Consider the following 17380-nt stretch of genomic DNA (forward strand, 5'->3'; position numbering starts at 1 on the left):
CTTGCTAGCCCCCCTCAAACAAATTTGTAGGCCTTGAACCATTGTTCAAAATCCCGGCAAGACATCGGTGCTGAAAAATAGTGACCTTGCCCCACTTTGTAGCCTTGGGCTTTAAGAATCTCACACTGAGTTGCGTGCTCTATACCCTCAGCCACTACGTGCAAGGAAAGCCCTCTGCCTATCGCTATGACGGATTCGCTTAAAGCGCGGCAGGACGTATCGTGCTCCAGATCGTCGACAAAACTCTTATCCAGTTTCAGCTCGCTGATGGGTAGGCGCCGTAAATACCCGAGGCTGGAATAGCCTGTGCCAAAATCATCAATGGCCAGTCGCACTCCTAGTGCGTGCAAATCCCGGATGGCTTGCTCGGCCCCGGGGCTTTCGCTAAGCAATACACCCTCGGTGACTTCCACGCACAGGTTGGCGGGTTGCAAGCCGTGGCGTTGCAGTTGTTGAGCAATCAGCGTCGCAAGGTTCTGGTTGTGAAAATTGATGGGTGAGAGGTTGATCGACATGGATGGAACCTGTAAGCCATGCCGCTGCCATTCGGCTAGCTGCTGACAGGCCTCCCGCAATACCCATTGACTCAGGTCGTTGATCAACCCGCATTCCTCGGCAAGAGGAATGAATTGCATGGGCGAGATAGCTCCGAGCGTTGGGTGTGTCCAACGCGCTAATGCCTCAACACCGACCAGGCGTCCGCTGTTCAGGTCGATTTGTGGTTGATAATGCAGTTGCAGACCGCTGTCAGTGAGCGCTTTGCGCAGTTCCGTTTCCAGCATCAATCGCCCTTGAGCGAGTGTGTTCATCTCTTCAAGAAAGAACCTGAAGGTACCCCGCTCCGCCCGTTTGGCTTGGTACATGGCAATGTCAGCGCAATGCAATAGACTTTCCATGTCTTGACCATCTCCTGGAAACAGACTGATGCCGATGCTGGCGGAAACAACGATGGAAGTGCCCGCAATCGTCGTCGGAGCCCTCAGGACCATCATCAGTCGTTCAAGAAAGATCGTGACCTGCGTCGCATTCATCCGCGGCAGTACCAACACGAACTCATCACCGGATAAACGCCCAACGAAATCACACTCTCGAAGCACGCTGCGTAGCCGTTGCGCCATGACTCGCAGCAACTCGTCTCCCGACGCATGCCCCAAGGCGTCGTTGACTTGCTTGAATCGGTCCAGGTCGACAAACAGGACGGCAAGCTCTGCAGCCTCTCGAGTCACTTCGAGTATGCACTGCTGTGCCTGGGAAAGAAGGAAGTTGCGATTGGGCAAGCCGGTTAACGCATCATAGAAGGCCATTCTTCGAATGGATTGACGTGCCTCCTCTCGTTCGAGTGCCAACATGCACAAGTGCGTTCCCGCCGTCACCAAGTGAGCGTGCAAGGGGTCGGGGCCGCGGTTTTCCCTAAAGTAGAGCGCAAAGGTCGCCGCAACTCGTCCTGAGCCGTTGCGTACAGGAATAGACCAACAAGCCCGTAAGCCTGACTGTTTCGCCAGCCATTTGTACTCAGCCCACAACGGGTCATTATTGATGTCCGTTACCAGAACCGGTTCGCCCCGATAGGCGGCCGTACCGCAGGAACCTGCCACCGGACCGATGGATAATCCCTCAATGGCCCTGGAGTAATCGGTGGGCAAGCTTGGACTGGCCAGAGGGTGCAAGGTCCCCTCCTCGTCCACGCTCAGGATCGAGACAATGACGTCCGGGACGATGCGCTCAATCTCGTGGCACATCATGGTTAGCACGCTCTCTAGAGGCTCCTCTTTCAGCAGTGCCCCAATGACCCTTTCCTGTAGGACTTCATGCAGTTTTGACTGGGTAATGTCGGTGAGCACGATCACGACATTTTCGAGCAACCCTTGCGCGTCGAACACGGGCGTTGATGAGACGTGCACCCAAAGTCGTTGGCCGTTGCGCTTGCTGATCAAGGCACTGACATCATGAGGTTGACCACAGAGAATGGGTTCCAACCCCGGCTCCGCGGGCGTTTGCGCAGGAGCGACTGAAACAAAGAACATAAGCGGTGACTGCCCGATCATCTCCTCGCGGGAATAGCCCAGCAGTCGAATCAGCCCATCGTTGACATAGATAAGGCATGAGTGCGCGTCGACGATGCAGGTGGCCGAACTGGTGACATTCACCGACATCGATAACAACCGGCGTTCGATGTCGTTCAAGCGTAATTGCGTTATATCCTTGAGAAAGGCCGCGTAGAGGATTCGATCATGAAGGGTAATTTTCGAGATCGACATCGAGCCCCAGCGCTCCAGCCCATCATCACGCATAATTCGGACATCCCGGCAGACGCCCACAATTTTGTTGATCCCGGTCTCGCGGTTAGCTTGGATATAGCCATCATGATGGGCGCGCAGGATGTTTGGCACCAAAGCATGGACATTTCGACCGAGCACCTCGTTCCTGGAGCAACCCCAAAAGGACTCGGCAGCGGCATTGAAAAACGCCACCCTGTTGTGATCATCAATGATCACAACAGCATCGATCGCCTGCTCCAGTGTTTGTATGAAAAAGTCTTCCGCCTCTGCATCACTCGTCAATCCGACTTTTGCATTCATTGCTGCTACTTTCCATATGCCACCGGGCTTTTTCCCTAAAGGCCTTGTGGAGCACCAAAAGAGCCCTCTTCACCAGAGGGTGAGCGCAACATCCAGTACGGGATGTTGATGTCAAACAACGCTGCTCTGCCTGCCCTGCACACAAGTTCACCACTGTGCTCAAGTTATAGAGTCAGGATAGCTCTGAAGTCGTTTCCGGTCGCACATTACTGATCACAATTAACCTGCCGAACGACCCACGTCGTAGCAGTGACAGCACCGGACAAGGCAATTACAATTTGATTAACATCCAGCGATTGAGTGATTGAATACCCCATGGAAAGCAAGACTGCGCGCCTCACTGTGCTCATTGATCCCATCAAGAAAAAAGCGTTCGAGGAGCTCTGTGCAGCACAGGATTTGACGTCTTCTCAGGTGGTACGTCAGCTTATTCGTGATTACCTGGACACCCACGGTGCCAGCTATTCAACGAGAAGCAAGCACGCCACCAGCGCCAAGTCATAACCGAACACGGGCAGTTTTAGGCTCTAGTTGTCCTCTGCGAGACTGACAGCTTTGGCCAGCGCGTTGTTGAAGTCGGCGTGGTAATGCTCCGCGCCGATTTCTTGCAAGATGCCCACCTTATTCAGCTTGTTAAGCACCTTCGCATTCGCCTCGCAGAGCTTCACAATGACATGTCGCTTGTGCAGTTGCTGAATGACCTCCTCCAACACCTGTAAGCCCGTGATATCCATGAACGGTACGCGTTTCAAACGGATAATCAGCAGGCGTGGATCGGTATGGGTCTGAGCCAGGACACGCTCGAAGGTCTCGGCTGCGCCAAAGAACAACGGCCCTTCAATCGTATAAATCAATATCCCGGGCGGCAGGTGAGCATTCCCGTTGGCCCCAAGCTCAACTTCCAACTCGTGCTCGACGACCTGCCGCACCTCCACCGATGAGGCCATGCGACGCATAAAGTGCAGCATCGCCAGAATGACGCCGATATTCACCGCGATCACCAAATCACTGAATACGGTGAGACCGAAGGTGATTAGCAGGATCGATACGTCTGCCCGCGGAGCTCTCCTGACCATTCGCTTGAAGTGCTTTAACTCGCTCATATTGTACGCGACCACAAAAAGTATCGCGGCCAATGCACACAGCGGGATGTTTGAGGCCAAAGGCGCCAGAAACAGAATGATAAGTACCAGGGTGACGGCGTGCGTAATGCCGGCCAGCGGGCTTGTGCCGCCGTTACGGATATTGGTGGCCGTGCGCGCAATGGCCCCGGTAGCGGCGAAGCCGCCGAACAATGGCGTGACCAAGTTGGCCACCCCCTGACCGATCAACTCCTGATTGGAGTCGTGCTTGGTACCTGCCATGCCATCGGCCACCATCGCGGACAACAGCGATTCGATTGCCCCAAGCATGGCGATCGTGAACGCCGGACCAATCAAATCGATGACACGCGACAGCGTGATTTCAGGCAGGCTCACCCCTTGGAAACCTTGAGGTATGCCACCAAATGCACTGCCAATCGTTGCGACCCCCTCGAAATGAAAGGTGGACTGTATCGCTGTCGCGACCGCCATGGCGATCAATGGGCCAGGCACTCGTTTGAGACCGGGAATTCTGGGCGCGGTGATGACCAGGAAAAGGCTGAGTGTCGCCAGCAGCGTCGTGGCCATATGAAGATCCGGCAGGGTCTGGACGAGATGCCAGAGCTTTTCATGGAAGCGCTCTCCCCCGACCGTCGGTAATCCGAAAAAGTCTTTCCACTGCCCGACCCAGATGATCACCCCGATGCCCGCAGTGAATCCGACGATCACCGGGTCAGGGATAAACTTGATGATTGCACCGAGCCGGGCCATCCCCAGCAGTAACAACATGGCCCCTGCCATCATCGTGGCGATTTGCAGGCCGTCAACGCCATGCTTGGCTGTGACGTCCGCCAGAATCACGATGAACGCACCTGTCGGCCCGGCAATCTGCAAGCGGCTTCCGCCAAAGAGTGAAACCAGCAGACCACCGATGATTGCGGTGTAGATGCCTTGCTCAGGTTTGACGCCAGACGCAATGGCAAACGCCATGGCCAGCGGGAGTGCCACGACTCCGACGATCACGCCGGACACCACGTTGCGAAGCCAGTGTCCTCGCCCCAACAACCCCGCCTTCCATGCCTCACCTATCGCAATCATGGCTAGCTCCTCAGTGCGTCCATGTGCATAATATTAACATGCAGTGATAATTGAAATCTCCTGATTCCAATGCCTTGTGCGGCTGGAGATGTCCATGCTGGAAGCTCAGAGGGAGCTGGGCGGGCGTGCTGCCAATAGAGAAATTTTGATAACGCGCGTAGCGTGGTGACAGACATGAATCGTCAAGCTGTGAAAACCAAACATGCCGAAGGCGTGACCTTCGACACCCATTTGATCGCAAATCCAACCAACCCCAAGGAGTGGATTGTGTTTTTCAAGAAGGACGCTGGAAGAAGTTATTTCCTGGTGGACGACAACGAGGAGGTCGAGTCTTTCGGGCATTTGGATGACTTGATCGCCGAGCTACGAGACTTGGGCCTCAAGACCGCTGAAATCCACTTTTAACCCTTGGGTCACACTCCGGTCATTCGCGACAGGAGCAAGATTAAAATCCAAACAACTCCCCAGGCGCCTCCACCAGCAGCGACCGCATCAACTCAGGCGAACACTCCAACGCTTGAAGCTGTTCCACAACCGCCCCAAAACCAACACTGTCTTCATGTTGAGTGTGCGGCCAGTCGCTGCCCCACACCAAACGACTGGACCCGAAACTCTGCTGCAGCAATGACAACGCGTTTCGGGCGAACTTTCGGTTCTGGGGATCCGTCCCAGCCAATCGATAGATCCCGGAAACCTTCATCCACACCTGCCCGCGCGAGCCCAGTTCCAGCATCTCGCGAAAACCTGGCTGATCAACACCCAGGCGTGCATCCGGACGGCCGAAGTGATCGATCACCAGTTTGATGCCCAATGGCATGAGTTGAAGAAGCAGTCCCGGCAAATCTTCCACCTGGCGGTGCAATTCGACATGCCAGTCCAACTCGGCGATGTGGCCGAAGAAGTCTTGCCACGCCGAGTCACGAAAGTCCGGCAAGGCTTTGCCCATCAGGTTCAGGCGAACGCCGACCACACCGAGCCTAGCCATATCGTTGAGCGTCTCGCGACTGACGCTGCGCTCCAGCACCACGACCCCGCGCAACCGTTCCGGCGCCTGGCGTAACGCCGCCAACAGGTAGCTGTTGTCGGTGCCGAGAAAACTGGGCTGCACCAGCACGCCATGACTCAGGCCATGGGTTTGCAGTTGCTCCAGATACTCCCCGAGCGTGGCGTCGTAGCCAGGGGTATAACGTCGAGCGGCGGTCAGGTTCAGTTCGCGGCTGAACACGTGAGCATGGGAATCGATGCCGGTGATCGGCGCTGAACAGGTATCAGGCATGGCTTTCATCATTTGAAGGTAAGAGTCATCAGGCTCGCGCGCTTTCACTGCCGTCGACTGCCGCTTGCGCCGAAATGTTCGAGGCTTCCAGGGCACGGCCACGGGTTTCCGGCAGGCAAAGTGCCGCGATCACGGCCACGCCGTAGGCAATACCGGCGTCGATACCAATCGCAGAGCCCAGGGACATGGAGTCGCTCATGTGACCGACCAGGAATGGGAAGACCGCAGAAAGCACTCGGCCAAAGTTGTAGCAGAAACCGACCCCGGCGCCGCGCACGTCCGCTGGGTACAGCTCGTTGAACAGCGCCCCGAGGCTGGCCGGAATACCTGCGGCGAAGAAGCCGAGCGGAAAGCCCAGAAACAGCATCTGGGTATTGGTCAGTGGCAGGAACACATAGCACTGCACGGTGACGACACAGCACAACGCAAACAACACGATGTTTTTACGACGGCCTATGCGGTCGATCAACAATCCACTGACCACACACCCACACCAGAAGGCGAAGATGATCACGGCGAGGTAACCGCCAGAGTTCAGCACCGAAAGGTTGCGCTCGGTCTTGAGGAACGTCGGCAGCCAGGTCATGACCGCGTGGTAACCACCGTGCGCGCCGAGGCCCAACAGACCACCAAACAGCGTTACGCGGATCAGTTCAGGTCGGAAGATGCCGGCCAGGGACTTGAAGAAGCTTTGCGGGATGGCGTTTTCTTTTTGCAGGCGCTGGAAGCTGTCAGGCTCCTCGACGTTGCGGCGTACCCAGATGATCAGGAACGATGGCAGCAGACCGACGATAAACATCACACGCCAGGCCATGTCCTGCGGCACGAACGTATAAATCAGGGTGAACACCCCAACCGCCAGTCCCCAGCCAACGGCCCAGGCGCTTTGGACGGTGCCCATCACCTTGCCACGAAACTTAGGGTTGATCGTCTCGGCCATCAGCACCGCGCCCGCGGCCCATTCACCCCCGATACCGAAGCCTTGCATTGCTTTCACGAACAACAACTGGTGAAAACCGGTGACGAAGGCGGACAGGAAAGTGAGGAACGAGAACCACAAAATCATCCATTGCAGTGTGCGCACCCGGCCGTAGCGGTCGGACAATGTCCCCCCTACCCAACCGCCGATGGCTGAAGTGACCAACGTCACGCCGCTGATCAGCCCTGCATCGCCCTTGGTCAGGGCGAACGCGGCGATCAACGCCGGAATCGCCAAGCCGAACATTTGTACTTCCAGCGCATCGAGCGACCATCCGCCGAAGCAGGCCCAGAACGTTTTGCGCTCCCGAGGAGTGACTTGGCGATACCAACTGAACATGATTTTTTATCCTTATAAGTGGAACGTAAGGCAGCCGAGAGCGAACCGCACCGCTACAGGGCCAGTTTTGGCAAATAAACAGGAAACCAGCGGCGATCGGCTCGCCGCTCAACGATTGGTTACACAGGCATGCGTCAGCGAATATCCACGCTGTAGCGGAAGTGCTCCGCATGCCCACGAGAACGACGCCACTCCAGTGGTGTGCCCGCGTAATCGCGAGCCAATCGTTCGATCACAACCACCGGGCTGTTGACCGGTACCTGCAGCAATCGAGCATGCACGTCATTCACCGATTCAGCGGTGAGTGTCTCTTCGGCGTTGGCCACGACCTGACCGCAGATTTCTTCGTAGATGGGATAAAGCAGCGGCCCTTTGCGGCTCAGGTCAATGTCCAGCAGCGCTTGGAAACGGCTGCGCGGCAACCAGATTTCTTCGGCGAGAACGGGCTTGAGCTCCAGCAAACGCAAGCGAACGATGCGGATAACCGGCGACTCGAGGGGCAACCCCAGCGCCTGAGCGACGGCCGAGGGCGCGACGACCGGTTCGATCGACAGAATGCGGCTCTCGGGTACCTGGCGTTCGCCGGCAGCGGTTTGAAAACGAAAGAATCGAAACAGCGATGACTGAAACTGCGGACGGCGAATGAAGGTGCCCCGCCCTTGATGACGCTCAAGAATGCCTTCGCTGACCAACGAATCCACCGCCTTGCGCACGGTGCCCGTGGACAGCTGATATTCCGCGCAAAGCGCAGCCTCCGTGGGAATGGCTTCCCCCGGACGCCAACGATTGTTAGCGATCTGTTCAACCAGGTGGTCACGCAGACGTTGATAAAGCGGCAGACGAGCATCGCTGGAAAGAGCATTCATCGACTTTATTCACCTTGTTATCTAGTCATCTATATGAATATGGGCGGAGTATTCATATAGATGACTTAACTGTCAAGGTCGATCAGCGTGAGTCAGGGGTTTTGACTCAAGATCCCGCGAGTGCCTCCCCCCTGCTGATATTCCCGGGGCGTGCACCCAAACTCCCGCCGAAACACCGTGTGCAGATACTGCGCCGATTTAAAGCCGCACATCCTCGCCACATCGGCAATGGCCGAATCGGTGTTCTTGAGCCCTTTGGTCGCCGCGGCCAGTTTGAAACGCAGAATCTCGTCATGCACGCTGCAGCCGCGCTCGTTGCGAAAATGCGCTTCGAGTGACGAGCGAGATACGCCAACATAGGCCGCGACCTGCGCCGTCTTGATGCCCTGGCAGGCATACTGGCGGATAAACAGCAGCGCCTGCATCACATACGGATTGCCCAACGGTTGGTGCAAGCTCGACACCTGCACGTTGACCGCATCCGGAGGCACCAGGATTTGCGTGCCGGTGGATGGCATGCCGTGGAGCATCTGGTGGAGTAACTGAGCGGCGGTCCGGCCCATGGTTTCAGTGCCCTGACTCACCGAACTCAAAGGGACCCGCGTCAGGCTGCGGGTCAGTGGGTCGTTGTCGATGCCAATCAGCGCCACCTGCTCCGGCACCGCAATGCCGGCTGTCAGGCAAGCTTGCAGCAACTGGCGGGCGCGGGCGTCACTGACCGCGATGATTCCAATGGGCTTGGGCAGGCTTTGCAGCCAGGCGATCAACTGTTCGACGGCGCTGTCCCAGAGCGGTGCGCTGGTGCCCATGCCACGATAGATTTCGGTGTGCAAGCCGTCGCGCTGCATCAATCGGCGAAAGGCTTTTTCCCGCTCCTGGGCCCAACGATTGGCCTGTGCTTCAGGCAGGCTGAAGCAGGCAAAACGCTGCAGCCCCGCCTCGATCAGGTGCGTATAGGCCAGGGTGATCAGTGCGTTGTTGTCAGTGGCAACATAGGGAATCGATGTCGGATAGGCCCCCTTCTCCTCATAAGAGCCCCCTACCGCTACCACCGGCAGATGGATGTCGGCCAGCGCCTCGCCAATCAACGGGTCATCGAAGTCGGCAATGATGCCGTCTCCCTGCCAGCGCTCTATTCCCTTCAAACGGCACAGAAAGTCTTCTTCCAGGAACAGGTCCCAGGATGCTCGCGTGCTGCTCAGGTAGTTACCGATGCCGCTGATGATGCCTCGGTCATAAACCTTGCTGCCGTTGAACAACAGTGCGATGCGGTGAACAGGCGGTACTGTTTTCATTGTTTTTATGCAGGTTCAGGGCCCCGGTGTCACTGAGGCGATGTGCACAGACTAGGCGCGTGGGCGGCGAAGCTCAATACGCAAAATCGCACCCTGTGTTGATGTTTTTCATAATCAGCAGGCCAAACGCCGTTGTTAGTATCAAGTCACCAACAAGAACAACCAGGACATGGCCAATGCAGTACTTCCCCGATGTCGACACAATCCGCTATGAGGGACCGAACAGCGATTCTCCCCTCGCCTTCCGCCACTACGACGCCGACAAGATCATCCTTGGCAAACCCATGCGCGAACATCTGCGCATGGCCGCGTGTTACTGGCACACCTTTGTGTGGCCAGGTTCCGATGTGTTCGGTGCGGGTACGTTCAAGCGCCCATGGCATCAGGCCGGTGACCCGATGGAAGTCGCGATCGGCAAGGCGGCTGCCGCCTTCGAGTTCTTCTCCAAACTGGGTATCGATTATTACTGTTTCCACGACACCGATGTCGCTCCGGAAGGCAACTCGTTGAAGGAGTACCGCAACCACTTCGCGCAAATGGTTGACCACCTGGAGCGCCATCAGGAAGAGAGTGGCATCAAGCTGCTGTGGGGCACCGCAAACTGCTTCAGCAATCCACGTTTTGCAGCCGGCGCGGCGAGCAATCCGGACCCTGAGGTGTTCGCCTGCGCCGCCGCCCAGGTGTTCAGCGCCATGAACGCGACCCATCGCCTCAAAGGCTCCAACTACGTGTTGTGGGGCGGTCGCGAAGGCTACGAAACCCTGCTCAACACTGACTTGAAGCATGAACGTGAGCAGTTGGGCCGTTTCATGCGCATGGTGGTCGAGCACAAGCACAAGATCGGTTTCACCGGCGATCTTCTGATCGAACCAAAACCGCAGGAGCCCACCAAGCACCAATACGATTACGACAGCGCCACCGTGTTCGGCTTTCTCCAGCAATTCGGACTGGAAAAGGAAATCAAGGTCAACATCGAGGCCAACCACGCCACCCTCGCCGGCCATAGTTTTCATCACGAGATAGCGACCGCCGCCTCCCTGGGCATCTTCGGCAGCATCGATGCCAACCGCGGTGATCCGCAAAACGGTTGGGACACCGATCAGTTCCCCAATAGCGTCGAAGAAATGACCTTGGCCCTCTATGAAATCCTCAAGGCGGGAGGGTTCAACAATGGCGGATTCAACTTCGATTCCAAGGTTCGTCGCCAAAGCCTCGACCAGATCGACCTGTTCCATGGCCACGTGGGCGCCATGGACGTTCTTGCCCAGTCTCTGGAACGCGCAGCCGCCATGGTGCAGAACGATGAGCTGCAGCGCTTCAAGGATCAGCGCTACGCCGGGTGGCAACAGCCATTGGGGAAGGCAGTGCTGGCAGGTGAATTCAACCTTGAGTCACTGGCCGAACACGCCTTCGCCAACGCATTGAACCCGCAGGCCGTCAGCGGCCGGCAGGAAATGCTCGAGAACGTCGTCAACCGATTTATCTATCGCTGATCACCAAGCGGTCTGCGCGCGCTGTGACATTTCAACGACAAAACTATGCTTGCGGCGCCTGCGGATTTTCTACAGTTTTACCCAGCCCGAGACTCATCGTCAGGCCGTTTCTTTCAAACAACAATAAAAGGACGCCCCGCTATGAAAAACCTGAAACGTACACTGTTGGCCTCTGCCCTGGCGCTGCTGTCATTGCCAGTGATGGCTGATGCGACCCACCCGAAAATCGGTTTCTCCATTGACGACCTGCGCCTGGAGCGCTGGTCCCGTGACCGTGATTATTTTGTCGCGGCGGCAGAAAAAATGGATGCCAAGGTGTTCGTACAATCAGCGGATGCCAACGAGCAAAAACAGATTTCACAGATCGAAAATCTCATTTCCCGCGGCGTCGATGTCATCGTCATCGTGCCGTTCAACGCCACCGTGCTGACCAACGCGGTGGCCGAAGCGAAGAAGGCCGGGATCAAGGTCGTGTCCTATGATCGGCTGATTCTCAATGCCGACGTCGACGCCTATATTTCCTTCGATAACGAAAAGGTCGGCGAGATGCAGGCCAGTGGCGTGTTGCATGCTGCGCCCAAGGGCAATTACTTCCTGCTGGGTGGTGCACCCACCGACAACAACGCAAAAATCCTGCGCGAAGGGCAGATGAAAGTGCTGCAACCGGCCATCGACAAGGGCGATATCAAGATCGTTGGCCAACAATGGGTGAAAGAATGGAACCCGACCGAAGCGCTGAGCATTGTTGAAAACGCCCTGACCCGCAACGACAACAAAATCGACGGCATTGTCGCCTCTAACGACGCGACGGCAGGCGGCGCCATTCAGGCCCTCGCGGCTCAGCAACTGGCCGGCAAGGTTCCGATTTCGGGCCAGGACGCGGACCTCGCAGCGGTCAAGCGTGTCATCGCCGGCACCCAGACCATGACCGTGTACAAGCCGCTGAAACTCATCGCTTCTGAAGCCGCCAAGCTCTCGGTACAACTGGCGCGCAACGAGAAACCCGCCTACAGCTCGCAGTACGACAACGGCAGCAAAAAAGTCGACACCATCCTGCTCACGCCTACGGCGTTGACCAAGGACAACATCGACCTGCTCGAACAGGATGGCTTTTATACCAAGGCGCAAATAGCCGGGCAGTGACAAAGGCACCAACTTCTGGTTCTACGCAAAACCTTGTGGGAGCGAGCAGGTCGACTCGTCGCACCGTTGCTCCCACAAAGTCCAGTGTCTTTGCGATTTTGAGTCCTCTCCATGCCCGACTATCTGCTGCAAATGAACGGTATCGTCAAAACCTTCGGCGGTGTCAAAGCGCTCAACGGTATCGACCTCAAGGTCAAGCCGGGTGAATGCGTGGGACTGTGCGGCGAGAATGGCGCCGGCAAGTCCACGCTGATGAAGATCCTTTCGGCGGTCTATCCCCACGGCACCTGGGACGGTGAAATCCTCTGGGACGGGCAACCGCTCACCGCGCAGTCAATCAGCGAAACGGAAGCCGCCGGCATCGTCATCATTCATCAGGAACTGACCCTGGTTCCGGATTTGTCGGTGGCCGAAAACATCTTCATGGGCCACGAACTGACGCTGCCGGGCGGACGAATGAACTACCCGGCAATGATCCACCGCGCCGAAGCCCTGATGCGCGAATTGAAAGTCCCCGACATGAACGTATCGCTGCCGGTTTCCCAGTACGGTGGTGGCTATCAGCAACTGGTGGAGATCGCCAAGGCCCTTAACAAAAAGGCGCGCCTGCTGATCCTCGACGAACCCTCGTCGGCCTTGAGCCGTTCGGAAATCGAGGTGCTGCTGGACATCATCCGCGACCTCAAGGCCAAGGGGGTGGCCTGCGTCTATATCTCGCACAAACTCGATGAAGTGGCCGCCGTCTGCGACACCATTTCAGTGATCCGCGACGGAAAACACATCGCCACCACGGCCATGGCCGACATGGACATCCCACAGATCATCACCCAGATGGTCGGGCGGGAAATGAGCAACCTCTACCCCACCGAACCCCACGACGTTGGCGAAGTGATTTTCGAGGCTCGTCACATCACCTGCTACGACGTCGACAACCCCAGGCGCAAACGCGTCGACGATGTCTCCTTCGCTCTCAAGCGTGGCGAGATCCTGGGCATCGCCGGGCTGGTCGGCGCAGGCCGCACGGAACTCGTGACCGCGCTGTTCGGCGCCTACCCCGGACGCCACGAGGGCGAAGTCTGGCTGGAAGGTCAACGCATCGACACCCGCACGCCCCTCAACTCCATTCGCGCAGGTGTGTGCCTGGTACCTGAGGACCGCAAGCGCCAGGGCATCATTCCGGACCTGGGTGTCGGCCAGAACATCACCCTGGCCGTGCTGGACAATTATTCGAAACTGACTCGCATCGATGCCGAGGCCGAGTTGGGCAGCATCGATCGGGAGATCTCGCGCCTGCACCTGAAGACCGCGAGCCCGTTCCTGCCGATCACCAGTCTGTCGGGAGGCAATCAACAAAAAGCGGTATTGGCGAAGATGCTGCTGACTCAGCCCCGGGTGCTTATTCTCGATGAGCCCACCCGAGGCGTGGATGTGGGCGCCAAATACGAAATCTACAAGTTGATGGGCGCGCTGGCCGCCTCTGGGGTGTCGATCATCATGGTGTCGTCGGAGCTGGCCGAAGTGCTCGGCGTATCCGATCGCGTGCTGGTGATCGGCGAAGGCCAGTTAAGGGGCGACTTCGTCAACCATGAACTCACGCAGGAACAGGTGCTCGCCGCCGCACTCAGCCAGCCTGGCAGCCATAACAATAATGATCGGAAATCCGCGTAAATGAATCAGGTTAAACAACTGTTCACCCGCTACAAGATGCTCGCGCTGGTGTTTGCCGTGGTGTTGATCTGGCTGTTTTTCAGCTGGCAGACCGACGGCGGATTCCTGACCCCGCGCAACCTTTCCAATCTGCTGCGCCAGATGTCCATTACCGGCATCCTCGCTTGCGGCATGGTGCTGGTGATCATCAGCGGCGAGATCGATTTGTCGGTCGGCTCATTGCTGGGACTGCTGGGTGGGCTGGCGGCCATTCTCGATGTGATTTACCACGTCCCACTGTTGGCGAACCTGAGCCTGGTCGCCCTTTGCGGCTTGTTGATCGGCCTTGCCAATGGCTACATGGCGGCTTACCTGCGCATACCCTCCTTTATCGTCGGTCTGGGCGGCATGCTGGCTTTCCGAGGCATTTTGCTGGGGATCACCGGCGGCACGACCATCGCGCCGGTATCGCCGCAGCTCGTGTACATCGGCCAGGGCTACCTGCCCCACTCGATTGGAGCCGGCCTGGGTGCGCTGTTGTTCGCGTTGACGGTGTTCCTGACCTGGAAACAACGGCGCAATCGCGCCCTTCACGGTCTGGCGGCGCACTCGCTGGCGCGGGACATCATACGCGTGGCCGTGATCGGCGCCGTGCTGGCCGGCTTCGTCCAGACGCTCAACAGCTACGACGGCATTCCCGTGCCGGTGCTGCTCCTGCTGGTGCTGTTGGGCGTGTTCAGCTACGTCGCGAGCCAGACGGTGTTCGGTCGACGCGTCTATGCCGTGGGCAGCAATATGGAAGCCACACGCCTGTCCGGTATCAACGTCCAGGCCGTGAAGCTGTGGATTTTCGGCATCATGGGCGTGATGTGCGCCCTCGCCGGCGTGGTCAACACCGCGCGCCTGGCCGCCGGTTCACCCTCCGCCGGCAGCATGGGCGAACTCGACGCCATTGCTGCCTGTTTCATTGGCGGCACTTCCATGCGCGGCGGCTCCGGAACCGTCTACGGCGCCCTCCTCGGCGCGCTGGTCATCACCAGCCTGGACAACGGCATGTCCATGCTCGACGTGGACAGTTATTGGCAGATGATCGTCAAGGGCAGCATTCTGGTGTTGGCCGTGTGGGTGGACGTGAGCACGCGCACCGGGCGACGTTGAGAGCCGGGCAGGCCGTCAGCGTTCCTGACTGAAGGCCGCGACTTCCTGCACGAGACTGCGAGCAGCCAGCATCACCAATGCCCTTCCCTTCTCCGGGCTCGCCTGACCTGGATCCGAGCCCATTCGGCCGTCAGGATGGCGCGCACGGAAATCACTTGCCTCGCGGATGGGACCGGAGTTGGCAATTTGCGGGGAGTAGTGAGCCTGTTTGATGGAGTCCGGATAGGCCCATTGAGTAACCGCGATTTCCGAGGGGGTGGCGTGGGCGCCATGCCCTGTTGGGAATTGCTCACGAGCCAGCTCATTGACCCCTGCCAGATCCCACCAGTTCACCAGCTTCAAAGCGAAACCGGCTGGCCGTTTGGCGAAGCTGGCTTGCGCGTACAGCTCGGAAAACGCCGCCTCGATGGAGGCCACATTGCCGCCGTGCCCATTGAGAAACAGGATTTTCTCAAAGCCGTGCGCCGCCAGCGAGTGCACCCAATCGCCGATGGCGGCGATAAACGTTGATGGGCGCAACGAGATTGTCCCTGGAAAACCCAGATGATGCTGCGCCATGCCGATGTTGAAGGTTGGAGCGATCAATATATCGGCGTTGTTTTGCGCTTCGCGGGCGATGATTTCCGGGCACATCCAGTCCGTACCCAGCAGTCCGGTCGGGCCATGCTGCTCGTTCGAGCCGATCGGAATCACTATCGTACGGCTGCGCTCCAGGTGTTGGCCGATCTCAGACCATGTCGACATATACAAAAGCATGCGGCGGTTCTCCTCGCAGGTTGTGTGGAAGGCTATCCATGGACGGCGTTTCATTGCGCCTGTATGAAAATGGTGCGCCCAACCAGACATCGGAGCAAGAGCAACAAAAATCCATACCTGTTGCTCGATAGGCAACAGTTGTGCGCTTGTGGAGGTGAGCAGAACCGTGTAACCACTGGCAAACTGCTCCTCATGACACCACACGGCACTGGAGTTGCCATCAAGCGCACGGGGCGGACTCACTCCTTGAGTCCGCCCCGTGTTGTATCAGCGAGCAACGGTGTCTAACGAGCGGGAACAGGTTGGCCTGGTCGCTGCGCGCTGACGTCCTCGCCTACCACACCTTTCATGAAACACAGCGCCAGCAGTGCGATGCCACCCAGCCCCATGAGGTAACAGTTGATATAGAACGGGTTTCCACTGCCGTAGGCGAGCAAGGAGGTCGCAACAATCGGCGCCAAGCCGCCACCGACCGCACCGGAAATCTGCACCGCCACCGAAATGCCGGTGTACCTGACGTCCGCTGAAAATTGCGCCGAAAACAACGCGCCTTCAGGTCCATACAACAGCGCGTAGACAATACCGATCGCCACCACCATGGCAAAGACTACCCAGAATGCATCCTGTGTTTGCAGCAGGGAGAAAAAGATCGGCGAAAAGAGGATGACGCCCACTGTGCCGAGTGCAAAGACTCTTCGATTACCGATCCTGTCGCCCAGCCAGCCGCAAATGGGCATGGTGAACATCGCGACGCCGGCTCCCCAGACGATTGCGCCGAGCAGCGTATCCCGAGGGATGCTCAACGTCTTGGTGGCATAGGCCAGCGAAAACGTTGCCACGGTATAGAACCAGGTGACCTCCGCCAGTCGCGCACCCGCGACCGCCAGCAACGCCCGGGTGTGATCCCGAAACACCGTGCGCAGTGGCATTTCCTTGGGGGCTTCTCGCCTCGCAGCGATAAAATCGGGCGACTCGGACACATGCTCGCGAATGTACCAGCCCACCAGCAACAGGACCGCACTGGCCAGGAACGGAATGCGCCAGCCCCAACTGAGCATGTCCTGTTCGGGCAGCTGGGAAACAGCGCCCATGGCCAGCGAAGACAGGATCAGCCCCGGCGCAACGCCAGTCTGGGGAAGGCTGCCGAAGAACCCCTTCTTGCCTTCAGGCGCATGCTCCACCGCCAACAGGATCGCCCCGCCCCACTCGCCTCCCACCGCGATGCCCTGCAGGATACGCATGAGAACCAGCAGCACGGCTGCCCAATAGCCAATTGAATCGTAGGACGGAATCAGGCCGATGACGATTGTCGGCACGCCCATCATGAACAACGTGATGAGCAGCATTGATTTGCGCCCGAAACGATCGCCGAAATGACCGAACACGATGCCACCGAAAGGGCGTGCGAAGAACCCCACGGCGTAAGTGGCGAAGGCTGCCAGCGTGCCGGTGACCGGATCAAAATCCGGGAAGAAGATCTTGTTGAAAATCAGCGCTGCGGCTGTTCCGTACAGAAAGTAGTCGTACCATTCGATGGTCGTCCCCATCATGCTTGCCAACGCCGCGATCACGGTCTGGCGTTTAACCGATTGTGGACTCGAACCTGCCGTTCTTGTTTGCTTAGACATGCGGTGTCACCTTTATTGGCAGTTTTCAATATTCGGGAAAT

The 17380-nt window shown here is 57.8% G+C and carries 14 protein-coding genes; 6 read left to right on the forward strand and 8 right to left on the reverse strand.

What is annotated here, in order from left to right; translation table 11 throughout:
- Nucleotides 1-14 precede the first annotated feature (14 nt).
- Nucleotides 15-2579 carry an EAL domain-containing protein gene (locus AB4N64_RS10220; RefSeq protein ID WP_460125000.1) on the reverse strand — a complete coding sequence of 855 codons (2565 nt, stop codon included), beginning with the start codon at nt 2577-2579 and terminating at the stop codon, nt 15-17.
- A 315-nt stretch (nt 2580-2894) separates the two neighbouring features.
- Between AB4N64_RS10220 and AB4N64_RS10225 the strand changes: the two genes are divergently transcribed.
- Nucleotides 2895-3083, forward strand: coding sequence for a ribbon-helix-helix protein, CopG family (locus tag AB4N64_RS10225; protein WP_460125003.1), 189 nt, complete (start codon nt 2895-2897; stop codon nt 3081-3083).
- Between the two features lie 23 nt (nt 3084-3106).
- On the opposite strand, the gene AB4N64_RS10230 is transcribed toward AB4N64_RS10225, so the two are convergent.
- The gene (locus AB4N64_RS10230) at nt 3107-4759 is read right to left on the reverse strand and encodes a SulP family inorganic anion transporter (RefSeq protein ID WP_460125006.1); all 1653 of its coding nucleotides are present in this window, start codon (nt 4757-4759) and stop codon (nt 3107-3109) included.
- 174 nt (nt 4760-4933) lie between these two features.
- On the opposite strand from AB4N64_RS10230, the gene AB4N64_RS10235 reads away from it, so the two are divergent.
- The gene (locus tag AB4N64_RS10235) at nt 4934-5164 is read left to right on the forward strand and encodes a hypothetical protein (protein WP_460125009.1); all 231 of its coding nucleotides are present in this window, start codon (nt 4934-4936) and stop codon (nt 5162-5164) included.
- Between the two features lie 40 nt (nt 5165-5204).
- Here AB4N64_RS10235 and AB4N64_RS10240 read toward each other — a convergent pair whose 3' ends face one another.
- From AB4N64_RS10240 to AB4N64_RS10255, 4 genes are all read right to left on the reverse strand, one after another.
- Nucleotides 5205-6035: an amidohydrolase family protein gene (locus tag AB4N64_RS10240; RefSeq protein ID WP_460125012.1), complete on the reverse strand. Its 831-nt coding sequence runs from the start codon at nt 6033-6035 to the stop codon at nt 5205-5207.
- A gap of 28 nt (nt 6036-6063) precedes the next feature.
- Nucleotides 6064-7353, reverse strand: a complete 1290-nt coding sequence (locus AB4N64_RS10245) for an MFS transporter (protein WP_460125015.1) — start codon at nt 7351-7353, stop codon at nt 6064-6066.
- A 134-nt stretch (nt 7354-7487) separates the two neighbouring features.
- A complete protein-coding gene (locus AB4N64_RS10250; RefSeq protein WP_460125018.1) occupies nt 7488-8219 on the reverse strand; it encodes a GntR family transcriptional regulator in 732 nt (243 codons plus the stop codon).
- Between the two features lie 92 nt (nt 8220-8311).
- Nucleotides 8312-9514 (reverse strand): XylR family transcriptional regulator, encoded by a 1203-nt coding sequence (locus AB4N64_RS10255; RefSeq protein ID WP_460125021.1) that lies wholly within the window; start codon nt 9512-9514, stop codon nt 8312-8314.
- 176 nt (nt 9515-9690) lie between these two features.
- Between AB4N64_RS10255 and xylA the strand changes: the two genes are divergently transcribed.
- From xylA to AB4N64_RS10275, 4 genes are all read left to right on the forward strand, one after another.
- Nucleotides 9691-11007 carry a xylose isomerase gene (gene xylA, locus AB4N64_RS10260; protein ID WP_460125024.1) on the forward strand — a complete coding sequence of 439 codons (1317 nt, stop codon included), beginning with the start codon at nt 9691-9693 and terminating at the stop codon, nt 11005-11007.
- A gap of 141 nt (nt 11008-11148) precedes the next feature.
- Nucleotides 11149-12150, forward strand: coding sequence for a D-xylose ABC transporter substrate-binding protein (gene xylF, locus AB4N64_RS10265; protein ID WP_460125027.1), 1002 nt, complete (start codon nt 11149-11151; stop codon nt 12148-12150).
- Nucleotides 12151-12261: 111 nt separating this feature from the next.
- Nucleotides 12262-13818, forward strand: a complete 1557-nt coding sequence (gene xylG / locus AB4N64_RS10270; RefSeq protein ID WP_460125030.1) for a D-xylose ABC transporter ATP-binding protein — start codon at nt 12262-12264, stop codon at nt 13816-13818.
- The gene (locus tag AB4N64_RS10275; RefSeq protein ID WP_460125033.1) at nt 13819-14955 is read left to right on the forward strand and encodes a sugar ABC transporter permease; all 1137 of its coding nucleotides are present in this window, start codon (nt 13819-13821) and stop codon (nt 14953-14955) included.
- Between the two features lie 15 nt (nt 14956-14970).
- Here the strand turns inward: AB4N64_RS10275 and AB4N64_RS10280 are convergent, their stop codons facing one another.
- Entirely contained in the window at nt 14971-15711 is a 741-nt protein-coding gene (locus AB4N64_RS10280; RefSeq protein WP_460126697.1) for a creatininase family protein, read from the reverse strand.
- 284 nt (nt 15712-15995) lie between these two features.
- Nucleotides 15996-17339 carry an MFS transporter gene (locus tag AB4N64_RS10285; protein ID WP_460125036.1) on the reverse strand — a complete coding sequence of 448 codons (1344 nt, stop codon included), beginning with the start codon at nt 17337-17339 and terminating at the stop codon, nt 15996-15998.
- Nucleotides 17340-17380: the final 41 nt, after the last annotated feature.

The sequence above is a fragment of the Pseudomonas sp. S2_C03 genome, assembly GCF_054668405.1.